The following is an 18,814-nucleotide window of genomic DNA, read 5'->3' as shown; positions in this document are numbered from 1 at the left end:
GAACTAACATTGATCTGTAGCAATAAGTTCACAGTTATAGTCCGCTTGCCACTGAAATCACTTTCTTTTCCTTGATCTGAGTGTAAGATTCGTTAATTACACGCAATGCCTTCCGGCCGCGTGCCGTTGGGAGGAAGATGGTGGTTCAAGAGGTTGCCCCTGTCGCGCCAGGCGAGGAGCTGCACGCTCCGGGGGCCGGCTTGCCCGTCGGGTTGGCCAAGCGGCCGGACGGCATTTATATCGACCTGTCGCTGTCGCCGCTGACGCTGACCGCCGCCATCAACGAAGTCTTCCATTCCCACTGCTATTTCGCCGGCCTGAACTACCCCGTGCTGAACAAGGCGCTGTACGGCATCGGCCCCGAGGTGGGCACGCCGGGCAAGCCGGGCTGGGCGCGGATCGCCGACGAGCTGCGCGTGCTGGCGCCCGAGCGCATCGCGCTGTACAAGAACCCCAAGCTGGGGCGCGGCTACGCCGAATACTATTTCGAGACCCTGTACCTGGACGAGATGACGCTGCCCGACGGCACCGTGATCCCGGAGCGCCCGACCCGCCTGGACGTCGACGAGTTCGTGGCCGAGATGTGGAACAAGGGCATCCTGTTCGGCATCGAGGTGGCGGCCGTGGCGGCGGCGATCGCCTCCACCAAGGCCGACCGCATCACCGTGGCCACCGAGCTGGAGCCCGAGCCGGGCCAGGACGCGACCGTGGTTGAGGTGTCGTCCGACCTGCACCGCAGCGACGCGCCCAAGACTCGGGCCGACGGCCGCGTCGACCTGGGCAGCTTCCAGAACCGCTTCCCGCAGATCAAGGCCAACGTGCGGCTGCTCAAGAAGCTGCCGCCGGTGCCGGGCCATCCCGGCTTCGACCTGGGCGGCCGCATGACGCCGGCCGCCGCGCCCAAGGACCTGACGCTGCGCTTCTTCGCCGGCGACGGCACCGAGGCCCGGGAGATGGAGGACGGCGAGTACCTGGTGTCGACGCGCGAAGGCTTCCTCAACGTGGACGCCAAGTCCAACCGCATCTCCATCACCGATAAAATCGTCAGCACGGACGGCGTCAGCGGGCGCACCACCGGCAACCTGCAGCTGGCCGGCGCCTACGAGGAGTTCGGCGACGTGCAGGAGCAGCGCGACGTCACCGGCGGCGACATCACGGTGCACGGCAACGTCTACGGCAACATCCATTCGCGCGGCGGCACCGTGGTGCTGGACCAGAACCTGGTCAGCGGCAGCATTGCCAACGCGGCCGGGAACATCACCGTGACCGGCGTCGCCTCCGGCTCGGTGATCCATACCGCCAAAGGCACGGTGCATGTCGGCCGGGCCGAGAACTGCGTCATCTCCGGCACCATCGTGACCTTGGGCGAGGCCTCCAACTGCGAGATCATCGCCGACGAGATCCGCATCGAGGTGGCCGAGGGCTGCGCGGTGGCGGGCCGCAACGTGGAAATCGACAGCGCCGGGCCGCGCCGCCGCACCGAGATGGTGGTGTATGTGCTGGTCAAGGACGTGAGCCAGTTCGACCAGGAGATCGCCGACCTGGAACAGCGGGTGGCCGGGTTCGAGGCGGCCAACGTGGCGGCGCAGCAGGAGGCCGAGCGCATCGCGGCGATGCCGGACGTGCGGCGCTACCTGGCGCTGGCGGCCAAGCTGCGCGCCCAGGAGCTGCAGCTCAACGCCGAGCAGGGTCTGCTGCTGCGCAAGATCGCCGCCGCGGTGGCGACCGAATTGCAAGCCATCGCCAAGCTGCGCACCGACCTGCAGGCCGGTCAGACGCAGCAGAAGCTGTTGCAGGACAAACTGGCCCGCGTGATCGAGCAGAAGGTGGAGGCGGCCGGCATCGCGCGCTGCGGCCTGCGCATGGTCAGCGGCGAGACCATGGTGCGTACCATGCCGTTCCAGGCCGATGTCGCCGCGCTGACGCATCTGCCGGCCAAGGATATCAAGCAACGCCTGCGCGGTTCGCCCAGCGGCGAGGTGCTGTTCTGCGACAGCGCCGGTTCGCTGGACTGGCACCTCAATGCGCGGCACCGCCCGGTGGACGCCTAGCCATGGCGTGTGCACAATGCGCGTGGTTCATGCTAAGCTGGATTCAACATTAAAAAGTGAAGAAGCGCCGTCCGGACAGGCGGCGTTTCGACGAACATCTTCCTGGGGATTACCGTGTCCGATGACGCAACGGCGCTGGATTTAAACGCGGAGAGCGAGCTGCCGGCAGCGATCGTCAAGCGCGCCGACGGCGTCTATTTGGCCGGCGACGCCACGACCGTGTCCTGCCTGGCGGCGGTCAGCCAGGTGTTCCTCGGCAGCGCCTACCTCGCCAACCTCGACTACGCGCTGTTCGTCAAGCTGCTCTACAACTGCGGGCCGGAGCTGCCGGCCAACGTGACCAACAAGCCGCTGATACGCATCGCCGACAGCATCGAGCCGTTCCATCCGCCGCGCCGGGCGCTGTACAAGTCCGTCAAGATCATCAACGGCGAGGCCGAATACTATTTCGAGCCGGTGTTCTTCGAGATCCCGGACATGCCGGCGCAACCGGCGCGGCTCAACTTCGACGAATTCGTCTCCGACATGTGGGTCAAGGGCATCCGCTTCGGCATCGACGCGCCAGCCGTGCGCGAGGTCATCGCCAGCGGCCGGGTGGCGCGCATCATCGTCGCGCGCCGGCTCAACCCCACGCCGGGCCGCGACGCCAGCATCGAGGAAGTCTCGCGCGACCTCCACCGCAGCAACGCGCCGCGCGAGAAGTCGGACGGCAAGCTCGATCTGCAGGCCTTCCAGAACCGCTTCCCGCAGGTCCAGCCCAACGTCAAGCTGCTGCGCAAGGTGCCGCGCACGCCGGGCGTGCGGGGCTACGAATTGTCTGGCATCGTGCTGGAGCCGCCGGTGCCGCGCGATATCGAATTGAGCAGCGTGGCCGGCGAGGGCACGGTGATCGAGAACCTGCGCGGCGGCGAGTTCCTGGTGTCGGCGGTGCAGGGCTTCCTCAGCGTGGACCCGTCCAGCAAGCGCCTGTCGATCGGGCCGAAGATCATCAGCCGCGAGGGCGTCAGCGCGCGCACCACCGGCAACCTGCAGCTGACCGGCGAGTACGAGGAATTCGGCGACGTGCAGGAGCAGCGCTCGGTCGAAGGCGGCAACATCACCATCCACGGCGACGTGTTCGGCATCATCACATCGCGCGGCGGCGACGTTGTCCTGAGCCGCAACCTGATGGGCGGCACCGTCACCAACGCCGACGGCGGCATACGGGTGCAGGGCGTCGCCTCCGGCGCGGTGCTGCAGACGAAGCGCGGCGAGGTGACGCTGGCGCGCGCGGAGAGCTGCATCATCTCCGGCACGCGGGTGGTGATCGGCGAGGCGAGCAACTGCGAGATCATGGCGGACGAAGTGGTGATCAAGGTGGCCGAGGGCTGCGCCATCGCGGCGCGCAGGATCGAGATCGCCAACGCCGGGCCGCGCAAGCAGAACGAGATGCTGCTCTACACGCTGGTGCCGGACATCTCCAAGTTCGACAAGAAGATCGCCGAGCTGCAGCCACGGGTGCAGCACGCGGCGCACGAGGCCAGCCTGCGCAAGGCGGAGATCGACGCCATCACCGGCCAGGCCGAGGTGCGCAACTACCTGACGCTGGCGACCCGCCTGCGCAAGCGCGAGCTGGTGCTGACGGCCGAGCAGGAGCCGCTGTTCCACAAGATGGCGGAATCGGTGGGGCCGTCGCTGCGGGCGGTGGCCAAGATTTCGCTGGCGATGAAGGCGGCGCAGGTGCAGCAGGAACAGGCGCAGGAAGAGGTGAACCAGGTGCAGCGGCAGAAGCGCGCCGTGATGAGCGGCTCGCGCTGCATGGTCGAGAAGCTGACCGGCGACGTGCTGCTGCGGACCATGACCTTCGTGCCGGACGGCCCGCCGGCGTACGACCGGCCGGCCAAGGAGGTCAAGGCCAAGGTGCGCACCACGGCCGCCGGCATGGGCACCATCTACGCCGGCAGCGCCGGGCCGATCGCCTGGGCACCGGAGACCGACTGGCCCGCGGGCTGACTTCTACAGGCTGACTTTGCCGCGCAGCTGTTTGCGCTCGCCGTCCCTGGTTTTTCCGTCGAGCCGCTTGCGCTGCGAGCTGCGGGTGGGCCGGGTGGGGCGGCGCACGGCGGGCAGCACGGCCACGCTGTCGACCAGCTCCTGCAGGCGGCGCAAGGCCTCCTCCTTGTTGGCCTCCTGGCTGCGCGACTGCTGCGCCTTCAGCACGATCACGCCGTCCTTGGTGATGCGCTGGTCGCGCATGGCCAGCAGGCGCTCCTTGATGTGCTCCGGCAGCGACGAGTTGGCGATGTCGAAGCGCAGGTGCACCGCGCTCGACACCTTGTTCACATTCTGCCCGCCCGGCCCCTGGGCGCGGATGGCGGTGAACTCCACTTCATTCGGATCGATCACGGCGCGAACCTCACCGGCTGCGCCACCGACCACGATTCGCCCTCGGTGGGATGCGTGCGGCGGCCGACCAGGTCGCGGAACAGCGGATGCCGCAAGGCCTCCTCGGTGCGCAGCACCGGCGAGACGCAGCAGTCGGCGGCGGCGAAGGCCTCGGTCCATTGCGCCAGCGTGCGGGCGGCGAACAGCGCATCCAGTTCGGCCTTGAGCGCCATCGCATCCGCGCCGCCGACCTCTTGGCCCAGCTGCCAGTGGCGCGGCTTCAGGTCCGGCCGTTGCAGCACGTCGCAGCAGGCCTGCCAGAACTTGAGCTCCAGCGCGCCGACCGCCATGTGGCGGCCGTCGGCGGTGCGGTAGACGTTGTAGCAGGGGACGCCGCCGGTCAGCAGATCGCGCCCCGGCGCGGCGGGCGCGCCGTTGTTGACCGCCACCAGCGGCATGATGTTGTGGGCCATGACGGCGGCCGTCATCGAGACATCGACGAAGCGCCCGGCGCCGCCCATCTTGACCGCCACCAGCGCCGCCAGGATGCCCTGCAGCGCCGATTGCGCGCCGCCCAGCAGGTCGCCCACCTGCAGGTTGGGCAGGGCGGGCACGCCGTCGGCGCCGGCGTTCTGCTCCAGCATGCCGGCGTAGCCGATGTAGTTGATGTCGTGTCCCGCCAGCTGCGCAAAGGGGCCGTGCTGGCCGTAGCCGGAGATCGCGCACATCACCAGCTTGGGATTGCGCTGGCGGAGCACCTGCCAGCCCAGTCCCAGCTTGTCCATCACGCCGGGGCGGAAGCTTTCGACCAGCACGTCGGCCGTCTCCACCATCGCCAGCAGCTGCTCGCGGTGGGCGGCGTCCTTCAGGTCCAGCCGCATCATCCGCTTGCCGCGGTTGACGGCGACGAAGAACTGCGACACCTCGTTGCGCACCGGTCCCATGGCGCGCGCGTAGTCGCCGGGACCGGGGTCTTCGATCTTGATCACTTCCGCGCCCATGTCCGCCAGGTGCATGGTGGCCACGGGGCCGGGCAGCAGGCGGGTGAGGTCCAGCACGCGGATGCCGCTGAGGGGGAGTTCTGTCGTCATGGGTTCATTGTAGCAAACGAACAACCGCAGACCCGGCGAATATTGACGCCGCTCAACGACTACGGCGGGGGCCGAAGGTAGGATGGCACATGCCTGTAACCGCACGTCCCGGACGAAAGGATCATCATGCCTTCATTGACAATGCAGTCCACCAGCGCCGATACCGCCGTCGCGCCGGGCCAGTATCTGGTTTTCCGGCTGGGTGGACTGGACTACGCGCTGGACTTCAGCAAGGTCCAGGAGCTGCGGCCCTTGAAGGCGCTGGAGCGCTTTTCATCGGAGGGGGAAATCGTGGCCGGGGTGGCGGTGTCGCGCGGCGTGATCATGCCGATCGTCGACATGCGCGTCGCCTTCGGCCCGCGCCCGCAGGAGCACGATCCGCTGACGGACGTGATCATCCTCAAGCTCTCGACCTGCGTGATGGGGATGGTGGTGGACGGGGTGACCGATATCGTCCAGCTGACGCTGGGGCAGATCCAGCCCATCCCCGGCGCCAGCGCGGTGGAGTACCTGGTCGGCATCGGGGAGGCCGACGGGCGCCGCCTGATCGTGGTCGACATCGATAAGCTGATGTCGATCCAGAAGGTACCAATGGGCGCCCGCCAGGCCGCGTAGGCTTTTTAGGCCAGCGCTTCCAGCTGTTCCTGCAGTTCCAGCCATTCAGCTTCCAGCTGGCCGAGGTCCTTGGTGAAGAAGGATTGATCGGCCAGCAGCTGTTTCAGCTTGGCCTTGTTGGCGGCGTCGTAGATCGACGACTCGCCCAGGGCGGCATCCACATCGGCTTTCTGCGCGCTGCGCTTGGCGATCTGCTCGTCCAGGCGCTTGATCTTCTGCTCCAGCGGTTTGCGCAGCGTGGCCAGGCGCTGGCGGTCTTCCGCCTCCTTGCGCTTCTGTTCCTTGGTGTTGACCACCGGCGCGGCCGACGGCGGCGCGACCGGCGAGGCCACCGGGAACTCGGTCTTGTTGGCGTTGCCGGCGGCGGGCAGCACGTCGGTGCCCTTGCCCATCTTGGTTTGCAACAGCCAGTCCTTGTAGTCATCCAGGTCGCCGTCGAACGGTTGCAGCTTGCCGTCGGCGACGATGATGAACTGGTCGGTGGTGGCGCGCAGCAGGTGGCGATCGTGCGAGACCACGACCAGCGTGCCTTCGAACTGCGCCAGCGCTTCGGTCAGCGCCTCGCGGGTTTCCAGGTCCAGGTGGTTGGTCGGTTCATCGAGCAGCAGCAGGTTGGGGCGCTGCCAGACGATCAGCGCCAGCGCCAGGCGGGCCTTCTCGCCGCCGGAGAACGGAGCGATCGAGCTGGTGACCATGGTGCCGGGGAAGTTGAAGCCGCCCAGGAAGTTGCGCAGCTCCTGTTCGCGCACGGTCGGCGCGATCTTCGCCAGGTGCCACAGCGGCGATTCGTCGTGGCGCAGCATCTCCACCTGGTGCTGGGCGAAGTAGCCGATGTTCAGGCCCTTGCCCATGGTGGCGTCGCCGGTCAGCGGCGACAGCTCGCCGGCGATGGTCTTGATCAGCGTCGACTTGCCGGCGCCGTTCACGCCCAGCAGGCCGATACGCTGGCCGATCTGCAGCGAGAACTTGATGTTGTTGACGATGGTCTTGTGGGTGATCTCGCCGGTTGCCTCGTTCTCGATCTTGTAGCCCGCGTCGACGTCCTCCATCACCAGCAGCGGATTCGGGGCGCTGAGCGGCTCGCGGAACTCGAACGAGAATTCGGCGGCGGCGCGCAGCGGCGCCAGCTCCTCCATCTTGGCCAGCGCCTTCATGCGGCTCTGCGCCTGGCGGGCCTTGGAGGCCTGCGCCTTGAAGCGGTTGACGAACGACTCCAGGTGGGCGCGCTTGCGCTGCTGCTTTTCCAGCGCGCCGGCGGCCAGGATCATCTGCGCCGCGCGCTGGCGTTCGAAGGACGAGTAGTTGCCCGAGTAGCGCTTCAGTTTGCGCTCGTCGATGTGCACCACCACGTTGACCACTTCATCGAGGAAGTCGCGGTCGTGGGAGATGATCAGCAGGGTGCCGGTGTAGCGTTTGAGCCAGTCCTCCAGCCAGATGATCGCGTCCAGGTCCAGGTGGTTGGTCGGTTCATCGAGCAGCAGCAGGTCGGAAGGGCACATCAGCGCCTGCGCCAGGTTCAGGCGCATGCGCCAGCCGCCGGAGAAGCTGGCCACCGGCTGCTGCATCTGGTCGATCGAGAAGCCAAGGCCCAGCAGCAGCTGTTCGCCGCGCGACTGCACGGTGTAGGCGTCGGCGTCGGCCAGCGCGCTGTAGATCTCGCCGATGGCGATGCCGTTCTCGGACGATTCAGGCTCCGATTCCAGGCGCGCCAGTTCCGCCTCCAGCTTGCGCAGGGTGACGTCGCCATCGATGGCGTAATCGAGCGCCGCGCGTTCCAGCGGCGGGGTTTCCTGCGCCACGTAAGCGACGCGCCATTTGGCCGGGAAGTCGATCTCGCCCTGGTCCGGGTGCAGCTCGCCGCGCATCATCGCGAACAGGCTGGATTTGCCGGCGCCGTTGGCGCCGATCAGGCCAATCTTGTCGCCGGGGTTGAGGGTGACATCGACCTGTTCCAGCAGCGGCTTAATACCGCGCATCAGGCTTACTTGAATAAAGCGAATCATTGGTTCTTGTTCTTCTTAAAGAGGGATTACAACTTCAGCTGGTCTGCCGTCAGCAGGAAGACCATGTCGTCGCCGTTGCTGGTGGTGAGCCAGGTCAGGCCCAGTTCACCGAAGGCCGCTTCGGCGAACTCGCGCTCGTTGCCGATTTCGACGATCAGGATGCCGTCGTCGGTCAGTCGCTCTGCTGCACCGGCGACGATCTTGCGCACCAGGTCCATGCCGTCCTTGCCGCCGTCGAGCGCCAGTTCAGGCTCGGCGCGGTACTCCATCGGCAGCTTGCTCATCGACGACGAGTTCACATACGGCGGGTTGGTGATGATCAGGTCATACTTCTTGTCCGGCACATTGGCGTACAGGTCGGACTGGATCAGCGTCAGGCGGTCTTCCAGCTTGTAGGTGGCGACGTTTTTCTTCGCCACTTCCAGCGCGTCGGCCGAGATGTCGACCGCGTCCACATGCGCGTCCGGGAAGGCGTCGGCCAGCATGATGGCCAGGCAGCCGGAGCCCGTGCACAGCTCCAGCACATTGGCCACGTTCTCAGGCTCGTTGACCCACGGCGCGAAGTATTGCGGGATCAGTTCCGCGATGAAGGAGCGCGGCACGATGGTGCGCTCGTCCACGTAGAAGTTGTAGGTGCCCAGCCACGCCTCGTTGGTGATGTAGGCGGCCGGCACGCGCTCGTTGGTGCGGCGGTCGATGACGGCCATGACCGCGTCGATCTCCTCCGGCAGCAGCCTGGCGTCCAGGAACGGGTCCAGGCGGTCCAGCGGCAGCTTGAGCGTGTGCAGGATCAGGTAGGCCGCTTCGTCGAAGGCCTCGACGCTGCCATGGCCGAAGAACAGCTTGGCGGTGTTGAAGCGGGTGACGGCGTAGCGCAACAGGTCGCGCGGCGTGGTGAAAGGAGTCGTGTTCATGGCTATCTCGGTAAAACAGTAATCGGTTTGCGCACGCCGCGCCGCCAGCCAGGCATCAGGCCAGCAGGTTTTCCAGCGTACGGCGATAGATATTCTTCAGCGGATCGACAAAACGCAGCTCGATATGCTCGTCGATCTTGTGGATACTTGCGTTGGGAGGCCCGAATTCTATCACCTGAGGGCAGATCTGAGCGATAAAGCGTCCGTCCGAGGTGCCGCCGGTGGTCGACAGTTCGGTGTCGACGCCGGTTTCCGACTTGATCGCGGCCGACAGCGCATCGCTCAACACGCCGCGCGGCGTCAGGAACGGCAGGCCGCTCAGCGCCCATTTCAGGTCGTAGTGCAGATTGTGCTTGTCCAGGATGGCGTGCACGCGGCGCTTGAGTTCCTCGTGGGTGCTGGCGGTGGAGAAGCGGAAGTTGAAGTCAATGACCATCTCGCCGGGGATGACGTTGTTGGCGCCCGTGCCGGCGTTAATGTTGGACATCTGCCAGGAGGTCGGCAGGTAGTACTCGTTGCCCTCGTCCCAGCGTTCGGCCACCAGCTCGGCCAGCGCGGGCGCGGCCAGGTGGATCGGGTTGCGCGCCAGCTGCGGGTAGGCGATGTGACCCTGCACGCCCTTGATTGTCAGCTTGCCCGACAGCGAGCCACGGCGGCCGTTCTTGATCATGTCGCCCAGGGTCTCGTCGGAGGTCGGCTCGCCGACGATGCAGTAGTCCAGCGTCTCGCCGCGCTCCTTGAGGAGATTGCAGACCACCACGGTGCCGTCGATGGCCGGGCCTTCCTCGTCGCTGGTGATCAGGAAGGCGATCGAGCCTTTGTGGTCGGCGTGGGCGGCGACGAACTCCTCGCAGGCCACCACGAAGGCGGCGATCGAGGTCTTCATGTCGGCCGCGCCACGGCCATACAACTTGCCGTCGCGGTGGGTCGGGTTGAAGGGCTCCGAGCGCCATTGCTCGACCGGGCCGGTGGGCACCACGTCGGTGTGGCCGGCGAACACCAGCACCGGCGAGGTGGTGCCGCGGCGCGCCCACAGATTGGTCACGCCGTTCGATTCGATCACCTCGCAGGCGAAGCCCAGCGGCGACAGCAGGTCGATCAGGTGCTGCTGGCAGCCCTTGTCGTCGGGGGTGACAGAGGAGAGGGCGATCAGCTTTTCGGTCAGCGCCAGGGTCTTGGATGGAGTCATGTTCAGAGGTCGAAAATTTGTTTGTACTGGGCGTCGGAGAAGGAGACGGCGAAGTCGCCGTCCTTGTCCAGCACCGGGCGCTTGATTACAGAGGGGAATTCGAGCATCAGCGCGATGGCGCTGTCGTCGTCGACGATGGCGGCCTTGCGCTCGTCCGGCAGGCCGCGCCAGGTCGTGCCTTTTTTGTTGATCAGCACATCGCGCGGCAGGTGCTGGAGCCAGCCGGCGACGATCTCGCGGCTCAGGCCCTGTTTTTTAAAATCGTGGAAGACGAAGTCCTGCTGCCGGCCGGCCAGCCAGACGCGGGCCTTTTTGACGGTATCGCAGTTCGGGATGCCGTAGAGGGTAATTTTCATAGGATGAAGAAGAAGTGCTTTGCGCGGAGGAGCAATAGAATACCACGGGCGCGACCGCCAGGCGGATGGCCGGCTCGACGGCGCGACCGTTGTTGAAAGGTCACTTTTTGAAAGAAGTTAAAATTTTTGTCACATTCCTGTCATTTAATACAATCTTAAGTGTTACATTGGAAACGTTGTGGATTGTATTACTGGCCTGCATGGCCAGCTGGCCCAGGTGCTGGATTCCTCCTGGAATTAAATGACGACTCTTTCAACTTCCAAACCTATGAAACTATCCGCTATCGCTTCCAAGGCTGCGATCAGTGCAGCTTTCCTGTGCATCAGCACTTCGTCCCACGCATCGTTTGTCGAGGGTTTCGACACACCCGGCGTGTTGCCCGCCGGCTGGGTCACCCAAAATCTGAGCACGCGCAATGCCACCGGCAATCCGTGGTCGGTGGGGGAGGGCATCCTTGATGAGTTCGGTGATGTCGTGGTGTCGCCTCATGCCGGCGACGGCATGGCCGTGGTCAACTACACCTCCGTCGGCAGTGGTGTCGGCACCATCAACAACTGGCTGATCTCGCCGCTGATCACCGGTCTGCGCAACGGCGACACATTCAGCTTCTACACCACCACCACGCCGAACTCGGAGTACCCCGACCGCTTGGAATTCCGCATGAGCACGGGCAGCGGCACCGGCGTCGGCAGTTCCACCACCAGCGTGGGCAGCTTCACCACCATGCTGCTTTCCGTCAATCCAACGGTCGGCGTCGGTGGCTATCCGGAAGACTGGACCAAATACACGGTGACCCTGAGCGGCCTGAGCGCCCCGATCGACGGGCGTGTCGCGTTCCGCTACTTTGTGCCGAATGGCGGCCCCAGCGGCGATAACTCCAACATCATCGGCGTGGACGACTTCAGCTATGTTTCGGCGGTGCCGGAGCCGGGCAGCGTCACGATGCTGCTGGCGGGCGTGGGCGTGCTGGCCGGCCTGCAGCGCCGCCGCCGGAAAGCCGGGGGCGCCGCCTGACGGCGACCCCCACAACGCTTGCCGCGCAAAGGCCGGCCGCATGATGTTCATGCGGCCGGTTTTTTTTGGTGGCTGCGCCGCCACGCCCCCCTCTGCTTCGGCCCCACTCCCGCGTCCTTTACGATTACAATTCCATAAATATCATTCTTCACGGAAATATCATTTTGGGCATCCCCGCGCACCCATGACCGAATCCGAAGTCCTGCCGGCGCCACCGTCCGATTCGCTGGTGCGACGCCTGACCCGGCTCAATTTGCAGCTGCTCAGCGTGACCATGCTGCTGACCTTTGTGCTGCTGGCGACGGCCACCTGGTACGTCGCGCGCGGCCGCCAGGTGCATGCGGCGCAACTGAGCGCGCAACTGCTGGCCAACAGCGTCTCGCCGATGATGGTGTTTGCCGACCGTCCCGCCGCGCAGACCGAACTCGAAGCCTTTTCCCGCCGCAGCGACCTGCTGCTGGTGCAGGTGCAAACGCCGGCCGGCGCGGTGTTCGCGCAGTGGCAGGCCGGCGGCGCGGCCGCGCCCCGCGTCGCGCCGCCGGCCGCGCTGGACAGGCTGGCTGATGCGACCAGGGTCACGATGCAGGAGCTGGAAGTGTGGGAGCCGATCCGCCTGAAGGAGGAGGTGGTGGGCGTGCTGGTGCTGCGCGAAAGCCTGGCCGGCCTGCGGATGGCGGTGCTGACCATCAGCGCGGTGGCGGCGGCGCTGATCGCGCTGGCGATCCTGGTGGCGTGGCGCGGCCTGCTGCTGGTGCAGCGGCGCGCGTTGGCGCCGTTGGTGGAGTTGTCGCGCCTGGCCGAGCATATCGCCCGCGAACGCGATTACGGCAAGCGCGCGACCGTCCATCGCCGCGACGAGGTGGGCCGCCTGACCGAACGCTTCAACGACATGTTGAAACGGATCGAAGTGTGGCAGGCCGACCTGCACCTTCAGCTGGAGCAGGAACAGGAGGCCGGCCAGCAGTTCCAGCGCCTGGCGCTCAAGGACAGCCTGACCGGCCTGCCCAACCGCCTGTTCTTCCAGGGCGAGTTGCAGCGCTACCTGTCGGCGAGCGTGGAGCACGGCGAGTTGATGGCGCTGATGTTCATCGACCTGGATAACTTCAAGACGGTCAACGACAAGCATGGCCACGACGCCGGCGACGAAGTGCTGTGCGAAGTGTCGCGCCGGATGGCCGGCGTGGTGCGGTCGCGCGATGTGCTGTGCCGCCTGGGCGGCGACGAATTCGCGCTGATCCTGCCGGCGCTGCCCGACCAGGCGGCGGCCGAGCAACTGGCCCAGCGCCTGATCGACGCGGTGCGCGTCACGCTGACGATACGCGGCGAAGTGATGCCGATCGGCGCCACCGTCGGCCTGGCGTTCGCGCCGGTGGACGCCAGCGACGCCACCGACTTGCTCAACGCCTCGGACCAGGCGATGTACGAAGCCAAGCGCGCCGGCAAGAACACCTTCAGGAGGGCGCGGCGTGCGGATGCGTAGGGCCGCCATGCTGCTGTCGGCGCTCTGCTGCGCATCGGCCGCCCCGGCCGCGCTGGCGCAGCAGCCGGCGCCGGCCAGCCTGGAGGAGCTGCTGCGGCAGACGCCCACCGACGTCACGCGCGACATCGAGGAATCCACCTCGTCGCGGTTCGCGCAGAGCGCATCGCAGGCGCCGTCCGTCACCTACGTGGTCACGGACACCGACATCGCCCGCCACGGCATGCGCGACATGGCCGACATCCTGCGCAGCATGCCGGGCCTGTACGTGACCGGGGACGGCAACTTCAGCTACGTCGGCGCGCGCGGCCTGGGGCGGCCGGGCGATTTCAACGCGCGCCTGCTGTTCCTGGTCGACGGCATGCGCGTCAACGAAAACATCTACGACGCCGGCCTGCTGGGTTCCGAGTTCTTCGTCGACGTCGACCTGATCGACCGCGTCGAATACGCGCCGGGGCCGGGCTCCGCGCTGTATGGCAACAACGCCTTCTTCGGCGTGGTCAACATCATCACCAAGGGCACCGACAAGCTGGGTGGCCTGCAGGTGCGGGCCAACGTGGACTCGGACCGCAAGCGCGAAGTGCGCGCCAGCGTCGGCCACCGTTCGGAGCAGGGCTGGGAGGCATGGCTGGCGCTGAGCGCCTTCAGGCAGGACGGCATCGCCGCGCCGTTCTCCGTGCAGCCGGAGGACGAGGCGCCCTACAAGGATCTGAACTGGGACCGGGGCCAGCGCCTGCTGACGATGGCCCGCTACGGCGGCTGGACGCTGCGCGCGGGCCTGAGCCATCGCGAGCTTGGCAGCCCGGCCATCCTGCCGCCGGAGGCGCCGGTGCACATGGTCCAGAACCGTAACATCTACAACAACAACTTCGTGTCGGCCGAATACCAGCGGGACCTGGGGAACGACTGGAGCCTGTACGGCGCCGTGTCGTCCAAGCGCAGCGATTACCTGAGCGTGTACCCCTTCGTGCGCCCGGACGCGACGACGTTCGAATTCGACAATCTCGGCCTGGGGCGCTGGTACAACCTGGACCTGCGCGTCAGCACCCAGCGCTGGCGCGACCACGAATTGATGGCGGGCTTCGAATACCAGTACGATCGCACGCAGGCTATCCTCGCCGGCCCGGTGGGCGAGGAGCCCGACGCCGCCTTCTTCGGCCGCAATCGGCGGCGCGGCCTGTTCGTGCAGGACTCCTGGCGGCTGAACGATGCCCACCGCGTGACGCTGGGCCTGCGCCGCGACAGCACCATGGTGGGCGGCACCAACACCAATCCGCGCCTGGCCTGGATCTGGAGCGGCGTGCCCGACGCGTCGCTCAAGCTGATGTACGGCAGCGCCTACCGCGAGGCCAACCTGTTCGAGTTCCAGGTCAACGCGCCGCAGGGGGCGCCGCTGCCGTCGCCGGAGCGGATACGCACGCTGGAGCTGGCGTGGGAGCACGCGCTGAATCACAATTTCCAGTACCGGACCTCGGTGTACGCGTCGCGCCTGCGTGACCTGATCAGCATCGACCAGGAGTCCGGGGTGTTCGAAAACAGCGGCGCCATACACAACGTCGGCGCGGAGCTGGGGCTGGAGCGGCGCTGGACCGGCGGCCAGCAATTGCAGGCGGCGGTGTCCCTGCAGCGCACCACCGATGCGGCGGGCCGTCGCCTGGACAATTCGCCGCGCGCGCTGGCCAAGCTGCTGTACAGCCAACCGCTGCAAGGCGACCGCCTGCGGCTGTCGTGGCAGGTGCTGGGCCAGAGCCGCCGCTCCATCGGACCCGTGGCCCTGCCGGGATATGCGCTGCTCAACAGCACCCTGCTGTGGCGCCCCGGCCAGGGGACCGATATCGCGGTCTCGTTGTACAACATCGCCAATGTGCGCTATTACGACGCGCCGTCCGGCATCGATCCGCAATTCAGGCAGGAGGGGCGGGTGCTGCGCTTCTCGGTGACCAGGCAGTTCGGCCTATGAGGCCCTTGCGCCTTGCCTGGCTGCTGCTGCCGGTGCTGGCCGCGCTGGCGGCGCCCGCGCGCGCGGGGCAGGACCAGCTGCAACTGAAGGCGGCCTTCATCTACCGCTTCGCCCAGCTGACGCAATGGCCTCCGCCGCCGCTGCGCGAGTTCACCTACTGCGTGGCGGGCGACGCGCCCTTGCAGGACGCCCTGCGCCTGCTGATGCAGGCCACCCCGGGCGGCGTGCCGGTCCACACGCTGCAGCTGAACGAGCCGCAGCGCGTGCCGCAATGCCAGCTGCTGGTGTTGGGGGCGGGTGTGCGCGGCGACCTGCGGCGCTGGCATGAAGTGCTGGCGGACGATCCGGTGCTGGTGGTGGGCGACAGCGCGGAGTCGTTCCGCAGCGGCGCCATCATCGGGCTGGTGATCGAACCGAACGGCCTGGCCTTCCGCATCAATCAAACGGAAGCCAGGCGGCGGGGATTGGCGATCAGCTATCAGATGTTGAAGCTGGCGCGCGAGGTGAAGTAGGGCGCCTCAGGTGTTGAGCGTGAACTCGGTGAACGAGGCCTCGTCCGGCGGCGACTTGGGTTCCGGCTCGGCCTGGGCGTTCTTGCTGTCCGGGCCATTGTTCAGTAGCCACAGCAGGTTGGTGGCCGAATCGGCGTTGGCCAGCGCCTCGTCCTGGCTGATCAAGCCATCCTGCACCAGCTTGAGCAAGGCCAGTTCGAACGACTGCGAACCGGGCGACATGCTCTTCTCCATCGCCTCCTTGATCTGGCCGATCTCGCCTTTTTCGATCAGGTCCGAGATGTAGCGGGTGTTGACCATCACCTCCACCGCCGCCGTGCGCGTGCCGCCGTTGATCGAGCGGACCAGCCGCTGCGAGACGATGGCCTTCACCGTCGACGACAAGTCCTGCAGCAGCGCGGCGCGGTTCTCGATCGGGTAGAAACTGATAATACGATTTAGCGCGTTATAGCTGTTGTTGGCGTGCAGGGTCGCCAGCACCAGGTGGCCCGACTGCGCGTACGCCAGCGCGGCGGCCATGGTCTCTTTGTCGCGGATCTCGCCGATCAGGATGCAGTCCGGCGCCTGGCGCATGGAGTTGCGCAGCGCGGTGTGGAAGTCCTTGGCGTCGCTGCCGATCTCGCGCTGGCTGACGATGGATTTCTTATTCTTGAACAGGTACTCGATCGGGTCTTCCAGCGTCAGGATATGGCCGGAGCGCAGTTCGTTGCGGTGGTCCAGCATCGAGGCGATGGTGGTGGACTTGCCGGAGCCGGTCGAGCCGACCAGCAGCAGCAGGCCGCGCTTTTCCATGATCAGGTCCGCCAGCACCGGCGGCAGCTGGAGGTCGGCCAGCACCGGTATGGTGGCGGGCACGAAGCGGAATACGGCGGAGATGGTGCCGCGCTGCTTGAACGCGGACAGGCGGAAGCGGCCCATGTTCGGCACCGACACGCCCATGTTCAGCTCATTGGTCGCCGCCAGTTCCTCCATCTGCGCGGGGGAGGCGATCTCCGACAGCAGCGAATGGATGTTGTCCGGCTCGAGCTTTTGCTGGTTGATGGGGATCAGGTTGCCGTTGATCTTGATGTGCACCGGCGAATTCACCGCGAAGAACATGTCCGACGCGTTCTTCTCCTTCATCAGCTGGAACAGGCGTTCCATGGCCATGGCACTCTCCTCAGTATCAAAAAAAACGGGGACTGCGTGGAGTCCCCGGTTCTTGTCGCCTGCTTAGATACCGCGCAGCAGTTCGTTGATGCCGGTCTTGGCGCGGGTTTTGGCGTCCACGCGCTTGACGATGACCGCGCAGTACAGCGAGTACTTGCCGTCGTCCGAAGGCAGGTTGCCCGAGACGACCACCGAGCCCGCAGGCACGCGGCCGTAGGTGACCTCGCCGGTGGCGCGGTCGTAGATCTTGGTCGACTGGCCGATGTACACGCCCATCGAGATCACCGAGTTCTCTTCGACGATCACGCCTTCGACGATTTCCGAACGGGCGCCGATGAAGCAGTTGTCTTCGATGATGGTCGGATTGGCCTGCATCGGTTCCAGCACGCCGCCGATGCCGACGCCGCCGGACAGGTGGACGTTCTTGCCGATCTGCGCGCACGAACCGACGGTGGCCCAGGTGTCGACCATCGCGCCTTCATCGACGTAGGCGCCGATGTTGACGTAGGAAGGCATCAGCACCACGTTCTTGGCGATGAAGGAGCCACGGCGCGCAACAGCCGGCGGCACCACGCGGAAGCCGCCCTTGGCGAAATCCTCGGCGGTGTAGTTGGCGAACTTGGTCGGTACCTTGTCGTAGAACTGCATGGTGCCGTCGGACGGCATCTGCACGTTGTTCTCCAGGCGGAAGGACAGCAGCACGGCTTTCTTGACCCACTGGTTCACCACCCAGTCGCCGGTGGTTTTTTCGGCCACGCGGATGGTGCCGGCGTCCAGGCCCGCGATCACGTGCGAAACCGCGTCACGCAGTTCGGCGGTGCCGTTGGCTGGATTGATGTTGGCGCGGTCTTCCCATGCCTGGTCGATGATTTGCTGGAGTTGTTGGCTCATGATGTGCGATCTTATTTGTTAAGGGACTTGCAAAATTGGACGATGCGCTGCGCCGCTTCCAGGCCTTCCTCCGTCTCGGCGACCAGCGCCATGCGGATGCGGTTGCGGCCCGGATTGGCGCCGTGGGCGTCGCGCGCCAGGTAGCTGCCCGGCAGTACCGTGACATTATATTCGGCGTACAGGCGCTGGGCGAATTCGGTGTCCGACAGGCCGGTCCGGCTGACGTCGGCCCACAGGTAGAAGCCGGCGTCCGGCAGTTCGACCTGCAGCACTTCCTGCAGCAGCGGGGTGATGGCGGCGAATTTGGCGCGGTATTTTTCGCGGTTCTGTTCGACGTGGGTCTCGTCGTTCCAGGCCGCGATCGACGCAGCTTGCACGGAAGGGCTCATGGCTCCGCCGTGATAGGTGCGGTACAACAGGAATTTTTTCAGCACGTCGGCATCGCCGGCCACGAAGCCCGAGCGCATGCCCGGCACGTTGGAGCGCTTCGACAGGCTGCTGAACACCACCAGCCGCGCGTAGGGCTTCTCGACGGTGGACAGGCCCAGCGTGTGGGCCGCTTCCAGCGCGCCTAGCGGCGCCTTGTCGCCGTGGTAGATCTCGGAGTAGCACTCGTCGGCGGCGATGATGAAGTTGTAGCGCTCGGACAGGGCGAACAGGTTCTCCCAGTCGGTCAGCGTCAGCACGGCGCCGGTCGGATTGCCGGGGGAGCACAGGAACAGCAGCGACACGCGCTCCCACACCGAGGCGGGGATGCTGTCGTAGTCGCAGCCGAAGTTGCGGGCCGGGTCGGAGTTGACGAAGTACGGCTCGGCGCCGGCCAGGTAGGCCGCGCCTTCATAGATCTGGTAGAACGGATTCGGGCTGATGACCAGCGACTTGGCGGCCGGGTCGATCACGGTCTGCGCCAGCGAGAACAGCGCCTCGCGCGAGCCGTTCACCGGCAGCACCTGGGTGGCCGGATTGAGCTTGGGGATGCCGTAGCGGCGTTCCAGCCAGCCGGCGATGGCGCCGCGCAGCGCGTCCGAACCGATGGTGGTCGGGTAGGTGGCCAGGCCGTCCACATTGTCGATCAGCGCCTGCTGGATGAAACGCGGCGTCGGGTGTTTGGGTTCGCCCATGCCCAGGCTGATGGCCTTGTGCTGTGGACTGGCGGTCACCTGCGCGAACAGCTGGCGCAGTTTTTCGAACGGATAGGGTTGCAGCTTGTCGAGATGTGGATTCACT

Annotated in this window: 16 protein-coding genes; 7 read left to right on the top strand and 9 right to left on the bottom strand. The window is 66.1% G+C overall.

Features of this window, described 5'->3' with window-relative positions; genetic code table 11:
* Nucleotides 1-137 precede the first annotated feature (137 nt).
* Nucleotides 138-2,051 carry a flagellar assembly protein A gene (locus HUX88_RS19485; RefSeq protein ID WP_229219424.1) on the top strand — a complete coding sequence of 638 codons (1,914 nt, stop codon included), beginning with the start codon at nucleotides 138-140 and terminating at the stop codon, nucleotides 2,049-2,051.
* 114 nt (nucleotides 2,052-2,165) lie between these two features.
* Nucleotides 2,166-4,043: a flagellar assembly protein A gene (locus HUX88_RS19480; protein WP_373886816.1), complete on the top strand. Its 1,878-nt coding sequence runs from the start codon at nucleotides 2,166-2,168 to the stop codon at nucleotides 4,041-4,043.
* 3 nt (nucleotides 4,044-4,046) lie between these two features.
* Here HUX88_RS19480 and arfB read toward each other — a convergent pair whose 3' ends face one another.
* Together arfB and HUX88_RS19470 are read right to left on the bottom strand one after the other, a co-directional pair.
* Nucleotides 4,047-4,436, bottom strand: coding sequence for an alternative ribosome rescue aminoacyl-tRNA hydrolase ArfB (arfB, locus tag HUX88_RS19475; RefSeq protein ID WP_161090742.1), 390 nt, complete (start codon nucleotides 4,434-4,436; stop codon nucleotides 4,047-4,049).
* Complete coding sequence (locus HUX88_RS19470) at nucleotides 4,433-5,506, bottom strand: CaiB/BaiF CoA-transferase family protein (RefSeq protein ID WP_117013560.1); 1,074 nt, start codon at nucleotides 5,504-5,506, stop codon at nucleotides 4,433-4,435. Before HUX88_RS19470 ends, arfB begins: the two co-directional genes overlap by 4 nt.
* Before the next feature lie 126 nt (nucleotides 5,507-5,632).
* Here HUX88_RS19470 and HUX88_RS19465 point away from each other — a divergent pair, with 126 nt between their 5' ends.
* Entirely contained in the window at nucleotides 5,633-6,121 is a 489-nt protein-coding gene (locus HUX88_RS19465; RefSeq protein WP_176362829.1) for a chemotaxis protein CheW, read from the top strand.
* A gap of 5 nt (nucleotides 6,122-6,126) precedes the next feature.
* Here HUX88_RS19465 and HUX88_RS19460 read toward each other — a convergent pair whose 3' ends face one another.
* Genes HUX88_RS19460 through HUX88_RS19445 form a run of 4 tightly spaced genes read right to left on the bottom strand, consistent with a single transcriptional unit; the run spans nucleotide 6,127 to nucleotide 10,583 of the window.
* A complete protein-coding gene (locus HUX88_RS19460) occupies nucleotides 6,127-8,097 on the bottom strand; it encodes an ATP-binding cassette domain-containing protein (RefSeq protein ID WP_117013562.1) in 1,971 nt (656 codons plus the stop codon).
* 53 nt (nucleotides 8,098-8,150) lie between these two features.
* Entirely contained in the window at nucleotides 8,151-9,038 is an 888-nt protein-coding gene (prmB, locus tag HUX88_RS19455; RefSeq protein ID WP_117013563.1) for a 50S ribosomal protein L3 N(5)-glutamine methyltransferase, read from the bottom strand.
* 55 nt (nucleotides 9,039-9,093) lie between these two features.
* On the bottom strand, nucleotides 9,094-10,227 hold the full coding sequence (gene dapE, locus HUX88_RS19450; protein WP_117013564.1) for a succinyl-diaminopimelate desuccinylase: 1,134 nt from the start codon (nucleotides 10,225-10,227) through the stop codon (nucleotides 9,094-9,096).
* Between the two features lie 2 nt (nucleotides 10,228-10,229).
* A complete protein-coding gene (locus HUX88_RS19445) occupies nucleotides 10,230-10,583 on the bottom strand; it encodes an arsenate reductase (RefSeq protein ID WP_176362828.1) in 354 nt (117 codons plus the stop codon).
* A 268-nt stretch (nucleotides 10,584-10,851) separates the two neighbouring features.
* On the opposite strand from HUX88_RS19445, the gene HUX88_RS19440 reads away from it, so the two are divergent.
* The 4 genes from HUX88_RS19440 to HUX88_RS19425 all read left to right on the top strand — a co-directional run bounded on the left by HUX88_RS19440 (nucleotide 10,852) and on the right by HUX88_RS19425 (nucleotide 15,547).
* Entirely contained in the window at nucleotides 10,852-11,598 is a 747-nt protein-coding gene (locus tag HUX88_RS19440; protein ID WP_229219423.1) for a choice-of-anchor J family PEP-CTERM protein, read from the top strand.
* A 184-nt stretch (nucleotides 11,599-11,782) separates the two neighbouring features.
* A complete protein-coding gene (locus tag HUX88_RS19435; protein ID WP_229219422.1) occupies nucleotides 11,783-13,078 on the top strand; it encodes a sensor domain-containing diguanylate cyclase in 1,296 nt (431 codons plus the stop codon).
* The gene (locus tag HUX88_RS19430) at nucleotides 13,071-15,035 is read left to right on the top strand and encodes a TonB-dependent siderophore receptor (protein ID WP_229219421.1); all 1,965 of its coding nucleotides are present in this window, start codon (nucleotides 13,071-13,073) and stop codon (nucleotides 15,033-15,035) included. The genes HUX88_RS19435 and HUX88_RS19430 overlap by 8 nt, the downstream gene beginning before the upstream one ends.
* Nucleotides 15,032-15,547 carry a YfiR family protein gene (locus HUX88_RS19425; RefSeq protein WP_176362827.1) on the top strand — a complete coding sequence of 172 codons (516 nt, stop codon included), beginning with the start codon at nucleotides 15,032-15,034 and terminating at the stop codon, nucleotides 15,545-15,547. Before HUX88_RS19430 ends, HUX88_RS19425 begins: the two co-directional genes overlap by 4 nt.
* A gap of 6 nt (nucleotides 15,548-15,553) precedes the next feature.
* On the opposite strand, the gene HUX88_RS19420 is transcribed toward HUX88_RS19425, so the two are convergent.
* The 3 genes from HUX88_RS19420 to dapC form a co-directional block, all read right to left on the bottom strand.
* On the bottom strand, nucleotides 15,554-16,696 hold the full coding sequence (locus HUX88_RS19420; RefSeq protein ID WP_117013567.1) for a PilT/PilU family type 4a pilus ATPase: 1,143 nt from the start codon (nucleotides 16,694-16,696) through the stop codon (nucleotides 15,554-15,556).
* A 63-nt stretch (nucleotides 16,697-16,759) separates the two neighbouring features.
* Complete coding sequence (gene dapD, locus HUX88_RS19415) at nucleotides 16,760-17,587, bottom strand: 2,3,4,5-tetrahydropyridine-2,6-dicarboxylate N-succinyltransferase (protein ID WP_117013568.1); 828 nt, start codon at nucleotides 17,585-17,587, stop codon at nucleotides 16,760-16,762.
* 11 nt (nucleotides 17,588-17,598) lie between these two features.
* Nucleotides 17,599-18,813, bottom strand: coding sequence for a succinyldiaminopimelate transaminase (dapC, locus tag HUX88_RS19410; RefSeq protein ID WP_176362826.1), 1,215 nt, complete (start codon nucleotides 18,811-18,813; stop codon nucleotides 17,599-17,601).
* Nucleotide 18,814: the final 1 nt, after the last annotated feature.

The sequence above is a fragment of the Duganella sp. BJB1802 genome, from assembly GCF_013369445.1.
Classification (GTDB): Bacteria; Pseudomonadota; Gammaproteobacteria; order Burkholderiales; family Burkholderiaceae_D; genus Rugamonas; species Rugamonas vulcania_A.
The sequence above is the reverse complement of the archived record's forward strand: the minus strand, read 5'-3'. Positions and strand labels throughout refer to the sequence as shown.